At 52.2% G+C, this 15,716-nt stretch carries 17 protein-coding genes; 1 reads left to right on the plus strand and 16 read right to left on the minus strand.

Annotation, left to right across the window (positions count from 1 at the left end; translation table 11 throughout):
- Window positions 1-44: 44 nt before the first annotated feature.
- The 5 genes from NST08_RS19180 to NST08_RS19200 all read right to left on the minus strand — a co-directional run bounded on the left by NST08_RS19180 (window position 45) and on the right by NST08_RS19200 (window position 5,985).
- Window positions 45-935 (minus strand): ROK family protein, encoded by an 891-nt coding sequence (locus NST08_RS19180; RefSeq protein WP_210094703.1) that lies wholly within the window; start codon window positions 933-935, stop codon window positions 45-47.
- Between the two features lie 38 nt (window positions 936-973).
- Window positions 974-2,437, minus strand: a complete 1,464-nt coding sequence (locus tag NST08_RS19185; RefSeq protein ID WP_210094704.1) for a glycoside hydrolase family 32 protein — start codon at window positions 2,435-2,437, stop codon at window positions 974-976.
- Window positions 2,438-2,515: 78 nt separating this feature from the next.
- Window positions 2,516-4,114 (minus strand): ABC transporter substrate-binding protein, encoded by a 1,599-nt coding sequence (locus NST08_RS19190; protein WP_007132089.1) that lies wholly within the window; start codon window positions 4,112-4,114, stop codon window positions 2,516-2,518.
- A gap of 43 nt (window positions 4,115-4,157) precedes the next feature.
- The gene (locus tag NST08_RS19195) at window positions 4,158-5,039 is read right to left on the minus strand and encodes a carbohydrate ABC transporter permease (RefSeq protein WP_007132090.1); all 882 of its coding nucleotides are present in this window, start codon (window positions 5,037-5,039) and stop codon (window positions 4,158-4,160) included.
- 16 nt (window positions 5,040-5,055) lie between these two features.
- The gene (locus NST08_RS19200) at window positions 5,056-5,985 is read right to left on the minus strand and encodes an ABC transporter permease (protein ID WP_050954082.1); all 930 of its coding nucleotides are present in this window, start codon (window positions 5,983-5,985) and stop codon (window positions 5,056-5,058) included.
- Between the two features lie 487 nt (window positions 5,986-6,472).
- Here NST08_RS19200 and NST08_RS19205 point away from each other — a divergent pair, with 487 nt between their 5' ends.
- A complete protein-coding gene (locus tag NST08_RS19205; protein ID WP_007132092.1) occupies window positions 6,473-7,507 on the plus strand; it encodes a LacI family DNA-binding transcriptional regulator in 1,035 nt (344 codons plus the stop codon).
- Between the two features lie 128 nt (window positions 7,508-7,635).
- On the opposite strand, the gene ylqF is transcribed toward NST08_RS19205, so the two are convergent.
- The 11 genes from ylqF to NST08_RS19260 all read right to left on the minus strand — a co-directional run bounded on the left by ylqF (window position 7,636) and on the right by NST08_RS19260 (window position 15,701).
- Window positions 7,636-8,502, minus strand: coding sequence for a ribosome biogenesis GTPase YlqF (gene ylqF / locus NST08_RS19210; RefSeq protein WP_007132093.1), 867 nt, complete (start codon window positions 8,500-8,502; stop codon window positions 7,636-7,638).
- A 58-nt stretch (window positions 8,503-8,560) separates the two neighbouring features.
- A complete protein-coding gene (gene lepB, locus NST08_RS19215; RefSeq protein ID WP_007132094.1) occupies window positions 8,561-9,172 on the minus strand; it encodes a signal peptidase I in 612 nt (203 codons plus the stop codon).
- 101 nt (window positions 9,173-9,273) lie between these two features.
- Window positions 9,274-9,618, minus strand: a complete 345-nt coding sequence (gene rplS / locus NST08_RS19220; protein ID WP_007132095.1) for a 50S ribosomal protein L19 — start codon at window positions 9,616-9,618, stop codon at window positions 9,274-9,276.
- Between the two features lie 228 nt (window positions 9,619-9,846).
- The gene (locus NST08_RS19225) at window positions 9,847-9,990 is read right to left on the minus strand and encodes a hypothetical protein (RefSeq protein WP_007132096.1); all 144 of its coding nucleotides are present in this window, start codon (window positions 9,988-9,990) and stop codon (window positions 9,847-9,849) included.
- A gap of 75 nt (window positions 9,991-10,065) precedes the next feature.
- Window positions 10,066-11,691, minus strand: coding sequence for a collagen-like repeat preface domain-containing protein (locus tag NST08_RS19230; protein WP_007132097.1), 1,626 nt, complete (start codon window positions 11,689-11,691; stop codon window positions 10,066-10,068).
- Window positions 11,692-11,920: 229 nt separating this feature from the next.
- Window positions 11,921-12,736 (minus strand): tRNA (guanosine(37)-N1)-methyltransferase TrmD, encoded by an 816-nt coding sequence (gene trmD / locus NST08_RS19235; protein WP_007132098.1) that lies wholly within the window; start codon window positions 12,734-12,736, stop codon window positions 11,921-11,923.
- Between the two features lie 3 nt (window positions 12,737-12,739).
- Window positions 12,740-13,261, minus strand: a complete 522-nt coding sequence (gene rimM, locus NST08_RS19240; RefSeq protein ID WP_007132099.1) for a ribosome maturation factor RimM — start codon at window positions 13,259-13,261, stop codon at window positions 12,740-12,742.
- A 112-nt stretch (window positions 13,262-13,373) separates the two neighbouring features.
- Complete coding sequence (locus NST08_RS19245) at window positions 13,374-13,604, minus strand: KH domain-containing protein (protein WP_007132100.1); 231 nt, start codon at window positions 13,602-13,604, stop codon at window positions 13,374-13,376.
- A gap of 21 nt (window positions 13,605-13,625) precedes the next feature.
- Window positions 13,626-13,898: a 30S ribosomal protein S16 gene (gene rpsP, locus NST08_RS19250; RefSeq protein ID WP_007132101.1), complete on the minus strand. Its 273-nt coding sequence runs from the start codon at window positions 13,896-13,898 to the stop codon at window positions 13,626-13,628.
- A gap of 45 nt (window positions 13,899-13,943) precedes the next feature.
- Complete coding sequence (gene ffh, locus NST08_RS19255; RefSeq protein ID WP_007132102.1) at window positions 13,944-15,323, minus strand: signal recognition particle protein; 1,380 nt, start codon at window positions 15,321-15,323, stop codon at window positions 13,944-13,946.
- Window positions 15,324-15,344: 21 nt separating this feature from the next.
- Window positions 15,345-15,701: a putative DNA-binding protein gene (locus NST08_RS19260; protein ID WP_007132103.1), complete on the minus strand. Its 357-nt coding sequence runs from the start codon at window positions 15,699-15,701 to the stop codon at window positions 15,345-15,347.
- Window positions 15,702-15,716 lie beyond the last annotated feature (15 nt).

The raw sequence follows: 15,716 nt of genomic DNA on the forward strand, positions 1-15,716 counted from the left end.
GCTGCCCTGCGGCTGCAGAGCAGCCATCGCATAAGAAAACGCTGCTAAACGGCGGAACGGCGGTCTTGAATCGCCTTTAATCCCAGTGCCAGCGCACCGTAAAGTCCGGCTTGAGAGCCCAAACCGGGTGGAATGATATATTCCTCGATCCGGTTCATAATTTCATCCGCCTGCACATAGCCGTTTAATATCCGTTGAACTTCGGAACGGACCAGCGGAAACAGATGGGCCTGCTGCATGACGCCGCCGCCCAGAATGATCTTCTCCGGGGAATGCGTCAAAATGATCCCTGTAACGGCCTGGGCGATATAGTAGGCTTCCATAGGCCAGGCCGGGTGGTCTGCCGGCAGCTGATCGCCTTTCAGGCCCCAGCGCGCTTCGATCGCCGGGCCGGCAGCCATGCCCTCGAAGCAATCTCCGTGATAAGGACAAGCCCCTGCATATTCATCGTCAGGATGGCGTCTTATCAGGACATGGCCTCCTTCCGGATGAACCAGTCCATGGACGAGCCTGCCTTCGGCATATACGCCGACCCCTACGCCGGTACCGATCGTTATATAAACGCAGCTGCCCAAGCCTTTTGCCGCTCCCCACACCATTTCGCCGTAGGCTGCCGCGTTCACGTCCGTATCCCAACCGTATGGCACATCATAATGTTTCTTCAGTTTCCCGAGCACGTCGCAATGTCCCCAGCCCTGCTTCGGCGTCGTTGTCACGAACCCGTATGTAGTGCTGCTGGGCTTCAAATCGATCGGGCCGAATGAACCGATGCCGATCGCATCCACATTTTTTTCGCTGAAATAGGAAATGACGCGGGACAGCGTAACATCCGGATGCTCTGTCGGAAATTGGACGACATCCTCCATGATCCCAAGCTCATTGCCAACGCCGCAGAGAAACTTGGTGCCTCCTGCCTCAATTGCTCCGATACGCATACCTTCATGCTCCTAACCTGGCTATATATTTTTGCGTGTTACAACGATAATTCGTAGAGACGAAGAGATCGGATCACTTCTGCTTGCTCGGCGTTGTCCGCTTCTACGGTCAAGCCCATCGATGCTTTATCCGGATAGATCAGGTCCGTGAAGACGATCTGACCGCCGCCTGCAAACACTTCGACGGAGGAACGGTCGACCAATATCCGAAGCTCCACATGCTCATCCTTGGTTTTCAATGGCGCTGCGTGTCTTCCGGGAAACGCAGGGTGAAAATCCGAGATGCCGGACCTGGATCGATCCACATAAACCTCGGAAGCCGGGCCGCTGTACCCGATGACCGTCTCCTGCTCCGGCCCGGTTCTTATTTTAAACGCAATGGCGCTGTCAGCTTTGATGACCGCATGGATTTCATAGCTGTCCAGCCGGAGCTTCGACAGCTTTGCAGCCACCGTAGCTGCGTCTGCCCGCTCAATGGACACAACCGGTCTCCGGTAACGCTCCAGCTCACGCGCCGGCTGCTGAATCAGTTCGGCCACGCCGTCGCGTTCTTCCAGCTCCAGCTCTCGTACCGTGGTCATGGCCCCCCGATAGCCGGAAGTCGGTGTCTGGTTTGCATACTTCCAGTTGCTCATCCAGCCGATAAATAGACGCCTGCCATCGGCTTCCGGGATATCCGACCAGCTGACGCCGGCATAATTATCCCGTCCGTGATCGAGCCAGCGGATCCGGCTAGCCGACGCTTCATCGGGCTTAAAGCACGCTCCGTCGAACTCACCGGTAAAAAACTGCGTTCGGGAGCCTTCGGCATACGCCGGATTGTCGCCGATGCTAACGAGCATCACCCACTTCGTCATCCCTTCGCCGACCGGCAGCGGGAACAGGTCCGGACACTCCCATACCCCGTCGTGGGATCCGATCCCTTCACCGAACTCGCTTCCAAAAGCCCAATCCTTCAAATCAGGAGACGTAAAGATGCAGACCGTCTGTCCGCATGCCACGATCATGACCCATCTCTTCGTCTCTTCATGCCAGAATACCTTGGGATCGCGAAAGTCAACGTAGCTCTCATGCTTCAGTACCGGATTTCCAGCATATTTCGTCCACGTCCTCCCGCTGTCTTTGCTGTAAGCGAGGCTTTGATACTGCTTGACTTCGGTGCCGCCGGCAGCTTCGACATGATGCGTAAAGATGGCAACCAGTCCCGGCTCGTCATCGAAGAACCCGGTCGTATTGTGCCAATCGACAACGGCGCTTCCGGAAAATATCATGCCATGCTCATCGGGCAAGAGCGCGATCGGAAGCTCTTCCCATGCCACCAAATCCTTGCTGACCGCATGCCCCCAATGCATCGGTCCCCAAGTCGTACCGAACGGATGATGCTGATAAAATAAATGGTACTCTCCCTTGAAAAAGACCATCCCGTTCGGATCGTTCATCCAATTCTGCTTCGGGGAAAAATGATATACGCCCCGGTAGTTATCCTGTGTAATCGTTGACATGATCTGTGCTCCTTTAGTTGTAGTCATATAAAAGAGCAGCCGTGAGCCATATTCGGAAACCGCACGGCTGCTGAGTCCTTATTTCGTGCTGCGATCATATCCCGCCTGTTTGATGGACAGCCATTCCTGCAGTCCAAGACGATCCAGCTCCTTCAGATAGTCATCCCATTCCTGATCGATTTTTCCGTTCTGGTACCATTCGGTGCGCATTCTCTCCAGGTACGGGAATAAATCCGTTTCGATGGTGGACAACCGGTCCAGCTCCTCGATGGAGAAGAACACCTTCGGATACGTATTCTCCGCTTTCATATGCGGTACCATAACATCCTTCATCAGCTTCAGCCTCCATGCCGCGTCATCCGGCATCGTGGTATATTTGCCGTAATATTCGTCGAGGATTGCGAGCGGCCCCGCAATGCTCGTTTTTTGACGCAGTTCGACCGGGGCGGTTCCTTCAAGCGGAAGATGCTTCAGCATTCCCTTCTCCTCGTCCAGCTCGAAGATATTCTGCTGCGTATCGTCTCCGTATGTCCCCCAGTTGTTCTGTACCGACTGCAGCGGCTCATACAGCTGATCGACCCATTTAGCGGTCTCTTCCAGATGCTTGTTGCTGCTTGTAATGACCATTCGGCCGCGGTCAAGACCGATTCCGTTCGTTCGGGTGACATTCTTCTCCCCGCTCGGACCGGCAAGCGGCGGCATCAGATCATAGGCATCGTTCATGCCGGTAATGTTCGCTTTATCCCAAGTGAAGTACAATCCGTATCGATGGTCTTTGCCTTTGGCGAGATAGGTGTTCCAATCCTGCTGGAACGCTTCGATATCGATAAGTCCTTCCTCGTACAGCTCGTTCACAAACTTCACGGCATCTTTATAGCCTTCTTCCGCTGCGGTGAAGACGACCTTTCCATCGTCGGTGACCACGGTATGATCCCAGTTCTCTCCAAGCCCGAATGATGCAAAAAGGAAGGTCAGATCCTCGCCGCCCGGCTTATTGATGAACGACAGCGGAATTTCATCCGCTTGCCCGTTTCCGTTCGGGTCCTGCGTCTTGAACGCGATCAGCACCTCTTTCAACTCCTCGGTCGTCGTTGGCATCTCAAGCCCGAGCTTGTTCAGCCACTCGACATTGATCCACGGGAAGTTATCGACCGATTGAATGCGCTCCTTGCCGGATCCCAGCTCTTCGATCCACGGAAACGAATAAATATGTCCATCCGGTGCCGTAATCAAACTTCGGTATTCCGGGGCTTGCTCCAGCACCTTTTTGAAATTCGGCATATGCTGGTCGATCAAATCCTCGACGGGGATGATGACCCCGTCCTTGGCCAGCTTCAGCAGATCGTAATCGCCGTATCCGGCGTCAAAGATCGCGTCCGGGAGATCGCCGCTGGCTACGGCCAAATTCCGTTTCTCCGCAAAAACGTCGCTGGTGTAATTTTTCCAGTTGATATGAATGCCCGTCTTCTCCTCCAGCCGCTTGTTAATCAATTTGTCGTTCGGGTCGGCCGGCGCAAGCGGCGAGCTTTGCGTCAGGAAGTTGAGCGTTACCTTCCCGTCCGGCGATTCGCTCTCCGCCTTGCCGCCCCCGCCGCAGCCGGAAAGGAGCAGCAGCGCAGCGAGCGCCGATATCGACATGACCTTGCCTGCGGTTCTTTGGGTTCTTGTCTTTTTCATTCGAATGACCTCCATATCATTGCTATTTATGCTCAGGGGGTGCCTATTTCAAGGAACCGACCATGACGCCTTTCTCGAAGTATTTCTGGAAGAACGGGTACATGACAAGCAGCGGAAGGCTTGAGATGACAATCGCGGAGTACTTGATCATCTCGGACAGCCGCTTCAGCTCTGCCATGGCAAGCTGGTCGTTGATCATGCCGGGAGCCGCCTGGTTTTGGATCAGGATCGACCGGAGCACCAGCTGCAGCGGGTGCAGCTTCGGATCCTCCAGGTAGATCATGGCATCGAAGAATGCGTTCCATTGGCCGACAAATGCATATAGGGCAAGGACAAAAATGATCGGCTTCGATAAAGGCAGCACGATTCCGAAGAAAATCCGCTTATCCGATGCTCCATCCACATTGGCCGCCTCTTTCAGCTCCTTCGGGATGCCCTTGAAGAAGGTTCTGGACAAAATAATATTCCACACGTTGACGGCTCCAGGTATGATGACAGCCCATACCGTATTCAGCATGCCCAGCTCCCTTACCAGCAGGTATGTAGGAATCAGTCCGCCGCCGAAGAACATCGTGATGATAAACAAGGTCATGAATACATGCCGGCCGGCGAGCCTATTTTCGGAAAGGGCATATCCGGCACAGACCGATACGGTTACGGTGACAAACGCAAAGGCTGCCGAATAAAACACGGCGTTCCCGAACCCTCGAACCATCGCGGGATTGGACAGAATTTTTTTGTAGCCTTCGAGGCTCCAATCCGACAAGTTAAACGAGAGTCCCTTGCTCAGCAGCACCGTCGGATCCATAAACGAAGCCACGACAATGTAAACCAGCGGCACGACGACGATGAGGACGGCAAGAGTAAGAAAAATTCCGATGATCGTTAACAGAAAACGGTCGAACCGCGAGTGCTTGACGGCCATACAATTTAACTCCTTCCTAGTAGAGGCCTTCTCCCTCATTTAGTTTCTTGACGATGAAGTTTACCGAGATCAGCAGGATGACGTTAATGACCGAGTTAAAGAGTCCCACCGCGGCGGAATAGGCATAGTCACCCGATTGCAAGCCGACCTTGTACACATAGGTTGCGATAATCTCGGAAGCCGGAAGGTTCATCGAGGTTTGCATCAAGTAGGCCTTTTCAAACCCGATCGACATGATGCCGCCGGCCGCGAGAATGAATACGATGGCCATGATCGGCCGGATCGTCGGAAGATCGATGTTGCGGATTCGTTGGAGCAGATTGGCGCCGTCCAGGCTAGCAGCGTTATGCAGCTCCGGATCGACGTTCGCGAGTGCCGCCACATAAATGATCGATGCCCATCCGGCTCCCTGCCAAATATCCGATAATATATAAATCCATCGGAAATACTCCGGCTTCGACATGAACATGAGAGGCTCGCCCGTGATCCAGATCACGAACTGGTTAATCGGACCGGTCGGCGACAAGAAGATGAAGAGCATCCCGACAATGACGACAACCGAAATAAAATTGGGGGCGTACAGGAAGAGCTGAATATTTTTCTTCACGGATGCTCTGCGGATCTGATTCAGCATCAGCGCCAAAATGATAGGCACCGGGAAGCTGAAGATGAGGCCGAAAAAGCTTAGTTTAAGCGTATTCATAAAAATGACATCGAAATTAGGCGAAGATAGAAACTTCTCGAAATGCTTCAGCCCCACCCATTCGCTCCCCAAAATCCCTTTGATCGGGCTGAAGTCCTTGAAGGCAATGATCGCGCCGTACATCGGCACATATTTGAAAATAAGGGTCAGTATAAGCGCCGGAGCAAGCAGGATGTACAGAAAGTAGTTTTTTTTCAGGAATTCGAGCCCCTTCCCCGCGGATCGCCTCTCTCTGCGCACCATAGACTGTTGATCGATTTCTGCCGAGCTTTCCAAACCTTCTACCTCCGTTTCACTCAAAAAAGTTTACAGTAAGGGTTTTCATTTTCCCACTGCGGTTGTTCATTGCTTTTACAATTTAACAAAGGATGCCCAACGAGTCAATAACTTTTGTAAATTTATTTTTGTGCATTTGATAATAAATAAATGTTCAATATGTTTAGCTTATACACTGAAATGTCTGTTAAATCATGAATTAAAGCTTGGTAGGGAACGCCCCCCCCCAAACCCCTTGTTAAGTGATACATAATAAAAAATCCAGGCTGATTGCCCTGCTTTATATCACTTTATCAGCGTGTGTAAATGTAAATATAATTGTGCATTTGTAAAGTTTAAGTTGCTATTTTGTCTGATCTATTATACATTGGACATAAGGTAATCAAGCCGCAAGTCATAACGGCCGCCCTGCGGACTTTAGGTTTGAATTTGAATTCGAGGTGAACTCCCGTACATGGCAAAAGAGAAAGTCACAATCCAGGACATCGCCGATGCGCTCGGCATTTCTAGGAACACGGCGTCCAAGGCGCTCAACGGCAGCGCCAGCATCCCGGACGAGACCCGCAATAAGGTCATTAAGAAAGCGATCGAGCTAAAATATAAGCAGTTTGCGTACATGGAATCGGACAATCTTATGACAAAACCTCCGGGCAATATCGCATTGCTCACGGCGAATATGCCGAGCAACTCCCACTTTGGCTCACGGCTCATCAGCGGATTGGAGAAGCGGATCAGCGCCGAAGGCTATAATTTATCCATTCATATCGTCAGGGACATCGATCGGGCCTCGCTCATGCTGCCCAACAATTTCGAGGCCTCCAAGGTGGACGGGATGATCTGCATTGAGCTGTTTGATTTGGAGTACAGCAAGAAGATTACAAGCCTCGGCCTGCCGACCATCTTCATCGACTGCGCGGCAGACCTGTTCTACCCTGATCTGGAGGCCGACCTGCTGCTGATGGAGAACGAGCACAGCACGTACCGTTTAACGAAGCAGCTGATCGATAAGGGGTGCAGAACTTTAGGATTTATCGGGGATTATCATCATTGCAAAAGCTTCCATGAGCGCTGGACGGGCTTCACGCGCGCATTGAACGAGAAGGGCATTTCCTTGGACCTTAACCAGTGCGTCTTGAACCCGGACCGGGAATTTTTCTCCGATTCCGATTGGATGGACAAGCGGCTGGGTGAGATGAAGCATCTGCCTTCCGGCTTCGTATGCGCCAATGATTTTATTGCGGTGAATGTCATGAAAGCGCTCAAAAACAAAGACCTTCACATTCCGGAGGACATCGTCGTCACCGGATTTGACAACGCCAACGAATCGCGCATCGTTGAGCCTCATTTGACGACGGTCCACATTTACAGCAACGAAATGGGGATTACGGCAGCAAACATGCTGTTATCCCGGATCAAAGAGCCTTCACAGCCTTACCAAGTCACCCATATCCAGACCAAGCCGATCTTTCGCGAATCGACAGGGGACTAAGGATTGCCAGCTCTTCACTATTCTTCAGGACAAAAAAAAACCGACCTGTCGGCTAACACCGAAGGACGGTTTTTTTTGATCTTTACCGGGCTCGCAGCTCTTGCATGCGAACGGTTATGATGAACGGCTTAATATGGGGATTCCATGGAGTAGCGGCCCAGCTTCCCTGCACGCAGCTCGCGCAGGAAGATGCTGGAGGCCTTCTCCAGATCCACCCTTCCTCCGCTCACGATGCATCCCCGCTTCCGGCCGATGGCCTCCATGACGGACACGATCTCATCCGGATTCTCGAAATCGCTCGGACGCTCCTTCAGATCGAAGCGCTCGCTCATCGCGTCCCAATAGTACTTGGAGAAATATTTGATTGCAAAGAACGCAATATCCTCCACGTTCAAAATTTCCTCTTTGATCGCTCCGGTCACGGCCAACCGGTATCCTACATTCTGATCCTCGAATTTCGGCCACAGGATACCCGGGGTATCCAGCAGCTCCATCTCGCCGCCGGTAACCTTGATCCATTGCTGGCCCTTGGTGACTCCCGGCCGATCTCCCGTCTCCGCAATGTTCCGGCCGGCTAGCCGATTGATCAGGGTAGATTTGCCCACATTCGGTATGCCCACGATCAAGACGCGCATCGCGCGCGGGTTCATGCCCTTGGCGATCTGCTTGTCGATCTTCTCCTTGAGCAGCAGCTTGATCTGGCCGGGAATCTCCTTGACTCCCGTTCCGGTGGAAGCGTCAACCGGGAAGGCCGGCTGTCCTTGTTCTTTGAAATAAGCGATCCACTGCCGCGTAACTTCGGGATCCGCCAAATCGGCTTTATTCATGAGCATCAGCCGCGGCTTGCCCTGCAGAATCTCATCAACCATCGGGTTTCGGCTGGAGAGTGGAAGCCTGGCATCGATCAGCTCGATGACCGCATCGATGAGCTTCAGCTTCTCCTGAATTTGGCGGCGCGCTTTGGTCATATGTCCGGGGAACCATTGTATTGTCAAACGTCGTCACCTCACTATACTCTGAAAACAACTTGTACTGTAAACTAGATCGAAACCGTTAATGATTGACGATCCCAATATCTTTCAGCGGCCAAAAAACCAAATCGGCCCGACCAATAATATCCCCCAAAGGGACATATCCAATCATCCGGCTGTCGGTGCTGTTCGACCGGTTGTCTCCCATCACAAATACATGCCCTTCAGGCACGACCCCTTCCGTTACGAAGGAATTCGGGAAATCCGTATTGTTGTATAATCTGCCTTCAGCATGGGCCTGATCAATTGCTTCCTGTATGTAGGTTTCATTGATTTGCTCTCCATTGACAAACACCTTATCGCCTTCCACTTTTACAGTGTCTCCTGCAACGGCGATGACACGCTTAATGAAATCCCTGCCTTCGTCCGGTACATGGAACACAATGACTTCCCCCCGCTCCGGCTTGCGGAAATCGTACAGGATCTCATTTACGATCAGCTTTTGATTGGATACAAAGTTAGGCTCCATAGATGGACCTTGTACGATAAACGGTTTGAAGAGAAGCCAGCGAATCAGAACAACGAGTACCAGCGCGATGAGAAGTGCCTTCAGCCATTCCAATAACTCATTCTTTGCCTTCTTGGCTGGTTTCTCCACACCAGGATCCATTGCTCCCTCATGATTTTTCTGCATAATCCACCGTCCTTCTCTAACGATTACTTCGTTCTATCGCAAATTTTGGATATACAAAAGGGGCTTGTATATACGCACAAGCCCCCTTTACCGCCTTGTAATTAACGACGAATTTCTTTAATTCTCGCTGCTTTACCGCGCAGTTCACGAAGATAATAAAGCTTCGCACGACGCACTTTACCACGGCGAGCCACTTCGATTTTCTCGATTTTTGGCGAGTTGATTGGGAAAGTTCTTTCCACACCAACACCGTAAGAAATTTTACGAACTGTAAAAGTCTCACTGATTCCGCCACCGCGACGTTTAATTACTACACCTTCGAACAGCTGGATACGCTCACGAGATCCCTCGATAACCTTAACGTGCACTTTCAAAGTGTCACCAGGACGAAAGCTCGGAATATCCTTGCGCAGTTGTTCTTGAGTAATCGCTTGTACGATATTCATCTAGGACTCCCTCCTCTCACACAGGCGTTCTTGCATCTTCCGGAAATCATGTATTGTTTCCTTCATTATCCGCAGCGGACCACCGTACTCACAACAAAAGAAATATTAACATATTTTATGGGCTGAATCAAGTGAAATTGTTAATCAGCCTCCTCGGTCATCCATATCCTGGCATCGCCGAATTAAAAAACCACCGCCGGCTAACACCGAAAGTGGCTTTGGGATTCATTAGTTTACGGATTCTTTTGTATCCTGGATGCCTTTATGGCGCTTGCTGTAATATTCGAGGATGTCGTCCACCGTGCGGAATTGGACATCGGCATTTTCGTTTTTTTCGCTGCTGGATTCGTAATGATTGGTACGTTCCGTCATTTCCGTATACCTCCTAGTACTTCTCGTTGATCACAAATACTTATTACCCAACAGATAGAACGATGCACCAACAAACTAATTTCTGATTTTGGATATCGATAGTTGGGAGGCTTTTACCGTTACTGCTGCCTCCGATCGATTATAAAGGGCAAGGGTATTGCCAACACTACAATTCAAGACGGCGGATCCTGACACTAAGGCTTTGCCCGAATTCGAAGAAAGGCCTGCCGTGCCGCTCTTATTACCATCGATTACAATCCCGAACGAGCTAGGCGCTGTTTGGCCGGGCGGGAGTGATATCCTCCATTCCAAGTAGTAAAAGCCCGCTGACCTAATCGTTAACGAATCGGTGCCGTTAAAAGACACCCCTTGCAGTGTACTGGCGGTAAAAGCGACAGGCGAATGGGGCATGACATGCTGGCTTCCGCCATCACCGGTATACAGCACGGTGCCTCCGACCACCGGATCGGATACGCCCGATCCTGCCGGTCCGGTCGCTTCGATACGGGCAGGATTTGCTTGATCCGTTTCGCTTTTCTGGCCATGCGGTCCCCTTGAGCTGGATGCTCTTGTAGACTCGGCATCCTCAATCGATTCAGAGGCCCCTGCAGGCCTGTTTAAGCCTGCTGAACCGGTAACCGCGACTGGACGATTCACTGCTCCTCCGGAGGCGCTGCCAGGTCCCTGCTGAGGCGCAGGCGAGACGGTCTCTGTTGTTCTCGCTTCCTCTTCCCCCGATCCCTCCTCCGGTTCTGTTGGAGCTACCGGTAATGTCTTCCCCTCAGGAACGGTCGGCCCCGACATCCCTATTGCAGCTGTGCGCCCCTGGCCATCAGCGATACCTGGCTCCTTCTCATGCCTTCTCTGCAAGCCTTCTGGGTGCTCCTGGACGGTATCCTTCCGAGCAGCCTCTGAACTTGTCCTTGCGGCAGGCAGTAAAGCGTGCGGTGCCGTTTCCGGAGCATTGGCTTGCTTATCCTGCTCAGCGATTTCCCCCGCATGCGCGTGTGCGCCGCTCATCAGCTGTTGATCTAAACGCTCCGATACCGTTTCCGACTCATTAGGCTGCTGAAGCGTATACATCTCTTCCGTAGACTGCTTGGGCAGTGCAGGCTGCTGAGAGGAGTCGTCGTCGAAGCGGCCCGGCTGTTCGTCCATCTCTTGCACGACGGCGCTAAGACGCATTCTCGTCCCCTGTTCAGCCTCTTTATCAGCTGCTGTACGATCAAGCCGGGACGGGTTCGTCAGATTCACTGGCTCTGCTTGATCGGTGCCGGACATTCCCTCTCCCGGAGCAACATCCTGTAAACCGGTTAAAGCCTGGATAATCACCTCTCCAACACCGATGCGCTCCCCGTAAGACCGAATCAGAGCAAGCACGGCATCGATTCTCGTCCATATATGCGGCAAGTTATTCGTATTGGGAATCGTAGCTACCTGCTGCACACTCTGCCGGAAAACCCGTCGCTCCTTAGACGTAAATCCCATCCCGGAGACAAGCTCATTCAAGCTTTGCAGCGTCGTCTTGATTCTGGTAAAATCCTCGTATTCCGGCTGCTGCGCGAAGGCGTTGAGCAATCCTGCTATCTGCTCCGTCAACGTAATATACTGGGTCAATTGCGCCTTCCTTACTCGAATTGTGCCTGTTCCAACCTCCTGGATTCCTGCTCTCAGCCGCCCGCCGTTTCTTCTCCCCCGCATAAGTCCTTCTCACCCCTACGCTCCGTTGTCGCTCCCCATAAAACTACTTAAAGCACAGTACTCATCCTTATAGAATATGCCGGCAACTGAAGCAGCCGTGCCATGGACACCGTACGATTTCATGACCCTCTCAACAAGTCAGACTATCATTACTGTATGTAAAGCACGGCCTTTGTATTATGAGAAAAACGAAAAAAAGGCCCTTTTACTCCAGGCCTCTTTCTCAATGCTATGATTCGGTTGGTGCTTCCGCTTTGCTGCGCAGCTTGTCCAGAAAGGCTTGATCCTTCTTGGACAGCTCAAGCCGCTCCAGCAATTCGGGACGCCGCTGCCATGTGCGCAGAAGCGCCTGCTCACGCCGCCATTGGTCGATATTGGCATGATGCCCGCTGAGCAGAATATCCGGGACCTTCCAGCCGCGGAATTCAGCCGGTCTGGTATAATGCGGATATTCAAGCAGTCCGGTGCTGAACGAGTCCGTTACGGCCGATGTCTCATTGCCCAGCACACCAGGCAGAAGTCTGACGACGGAATCGATAATCACCATGGCCGGCAGCTCCCCGCCGGTGAGAACATAATCCCCGATGGACAGCTCATCGGTCACGAGATGTTCCCGAATTCGCTCGTCATAGCCCTCATAATGACCGCAGATAAAGATGAGATGCTCCTCCTGCGACAGCTCCTCCGCTTTGCTCTGGGTAAAGGTCTCCCCTTGCGGGCACATCAGAATAATCCGCGGCCGCTTCTGCTCTCCGGGTTCCATGAAAGCATCAGCATTCGCTTGGGGCGAGTCCTGTCCCTCCGGAAGCTCTGTCCTTGACAAGATATCCTCCACCGCTGCGAAGATCGGGTCCGGCTTCAACACCATACCGCCTCCCCCGCCGTACGGAGTATCATCCACTGTACCGTGCTTATTGCCCGCATAAGGACGGAAGTTGATGGCGTTCAGCTTCACAATCTCCTTCTCGGCAGCCTTGCCCAGAATACTCGAATGAAAAACGCCATCGAACATCTCCGGGAACAGTGTCAACACATCGATCTTCATTGTTTATAACAGCCCTTCCATCAGATGAACACGTACCAGCTTGGCTTCTTTATCCACATCTAGCACGACATCAGGGATTGCCGGAAGCAAAATCTGTTTGCCCTTCGGTGTCTTTACGACCCAGACATCATTAGCACCCGGGGTCAAGATCTCGGAGATGACGCCGAGTTCCTCGGGCGGCTCCTCATCCGTGACGACACGGCATCCGATGATTTCATGGAAGTAATACTCGTTCTCCGGAAGCTCCTCTTGAAGATCGGCCGTAATTTTCAAGAGAGCTCCCTTGAATTTCTCGACCTCGTTAATGCCGTGAAGCTCCTTGAATTTCACAATATACATATTCTTATGAAAGCGGGACGTGTCCACCGTCACCTCAATCGGGCTTCCCTGCTCCGGAACGATGTGCAGCTGACTTTTGCTCGCAAATCGCTGGTCTGCAAAATCCGAATACGGCATCACTTTGACTTCTCCGCGAATGCCGTGCGTGTTTACGATTTTACCTACCGTAAGTAACTTCTCTGACATGGTGTTCCTCCTGCACACATAATGAATGATCGCTGACATGAGGGTAACCCCGGTTTCTTCAGCATGTACGAAAAAGGGCTAGGACATGCATCCTAACCCCCTTTCGTATATTTTAAGAAATGATATCAACGGTCACCCGTTTATCCATTTTGACTGCCGCTGATGTTACGACTGTACGCAGTGATTTGGCAATACGCCCCTGCTTGCCTATGACCTTCCCGACATCGTCAGGATGCACGTGCAGCTCATATACAATCAGATGCTCCTTCTCAACTGTCTTTACAGTCACATCTTCTGGATGATCCACTAAAGCCTTAGCAATAACGCGAACTAATTCTTCCATAGATAACCCTCGCGATCAGTCTTATTTCTGATGCTTCAGCTCATGGAACTTCTTCATAACGCCCGCTTTGCTCAGCAAGTTGCGAACGGTATCGGATGCTTGCGCACCGTTTTGAAGCCACTGAAGAGCTTTTTCCTCATCGATCTTAACTTCAACCGGTTGTGCAACCGGATTGTAATAACCGATTTCCTCGATAAAACGACCATCACGCGGGGAACGGGAATCAGAAACCACCACGCGGTAGAAAGGAGCCTTGTGAGCACCCATGCGTTTCAGACGAATACGTACTGCCATTTCAACATTCACCTCCTTCAACAGATGTCCTTGCATCTATCCTTCTTAACGGAAAGGAAACTTCATTCCTTTGCCGGTTAATCCTTTAAGCTGTTTCAGTGCCTTGTTCTTGCCGCCCTTAGGGCCCATCATATCCGAAAACTGCTTCATGACGCGCCGCATCTCGTCGAATTGCTTGATGAGACGGTTCACCTCGGCGAGCGATGTTCCGCTGCCAGCGGCAATCCGCTTCCGGCGGTTATGGTTGATGATGTCAGGCTGCTGCTTCTCTTCGGTCGTCATCGAATGCACGATCGCCTCGATGCGCCCCATCTGCTTCTCATCCACCTTCAGATCCTTTGCCTGCTTCATCTTGCCCATGCCGGGGATCATATCCATCAGCTGATCAAGCGGGCCAAGCTTCTTCACCTGCTCCATCTGCTCCAAGAAATCCTCGAACGTAAACTCCGCGTTGCGCATTTTACGTTCCATTTCCTTCGCTTTCTCGGCGTCGATGTTCGACTGCGCCTTCTCGATCAAGGAAAGCATATCGCCCATGCCGAGAATCCGGGAAGCCATCCGTTCCGGATGGAAAGGCTCAAGCGCATCGATCTTCTCGCCGAGTGCGGCGAATTTGATCGGACATCCTGTGACGGCCTTGACCGACAAGGCCGCGCCGCCGCGGGTATCGCCGTCGAGCTTGGTCAGCACAACGCCGGTCAGAGTAAGCTGCTGATTGAAGCTCTCAGCCACATTCACCGCATCCTGACCCGTCATGGCATCCACCACGAGCAGAACCTCGTCCGGGTTCACCGCGCTGTGGATTTGCTTCAGCTCCTCCATCAGCTCTTCATCGACATGAAGGCGTCCGGCAGTATCGATGATGACATAATCATGGCCGTTGTCCTTGGCATGCTGCAAGCCCTGCTTCGCAATCTCCACCGGGCTTGTCTTGTCTCCGAGCGAGAACACCGGCACTTTAATCTGTTCGCCAAGCACCTGGAGCTGCTTGATCGCAGCCGGGCGGTAAATATCGCCTGCGACGAGCAGCGGGCGGCTGTTCTGCTTCTGCAGCAGCTTCGCCAGCTTGCCCGAGGTCGTCGTCTTACCTGCACCTTGCAGACCCGCCATCATGATTACCGTAGGCGGCTTGCTGCTCTTGGCCAGCTTCGACTGGGTTCCCCCCATCAGCTCGGTCAATTCCTTATTAACGATATCGATGATGACCATGCCGGGCGTGAAGCTGTCCATCACTTCTTTCCCGATGGCCTTCTCCTTCACCTTGGCCACAAAATCCTTAACCACTTTGAAGTTAACATCGGCTTCCAATAGCGCGAGCCGAACCTCACGCATGGCGGCTGTTACATCTTCCTCGGATACCTTGCCCTTGCCGCGAAGCTTGCTGAATACGTTCTGCAGTCTGCTGGTCAATCCTTCAAACGCCATATCCGCCACCTCCGTTCGTACTTAATCCCATATCTTCAATCGTTCAACCATATCGGTCATCACGTGTTTCTCTTCATCATTCAATCCGCTGACCGCGAGCCGTTCCTGAAGCTTATCCAGCTCACGGATCCGCGCGTCGTGCTTCTTCAGAAGCCCAAGCTTCTCCTCATAGGACTCCAGCACCTGCTCCGCGCGTTTAATATGCTCGTAAACGGCCTGACGGCTGATTTCAAATTCTCCTGCGATTTCCCCCAGGGAGAAATCATCAAGGAAGTAATATTTCAGAAAGGTCCGCTGCTTCTCTGTCAGCAGCTGCTCATAGAAATCGAACAACAGATTGATCCGATTCGTCTTCTCGAGCCGATTCTCCTGACTCATGCAGGGCACCCCCTC

This window comes from Paenibacillus sp. FSL K6-1566, assembly GCF_038050475.1.
In the GTDB taxonomy this organism is placed as follows: Bacteria; Bacillota; Bacilli; order Paenibacillales; family Paenibacillaceae; genus Paenibacillus_AQ; species Paenibacillus_AQ lactis.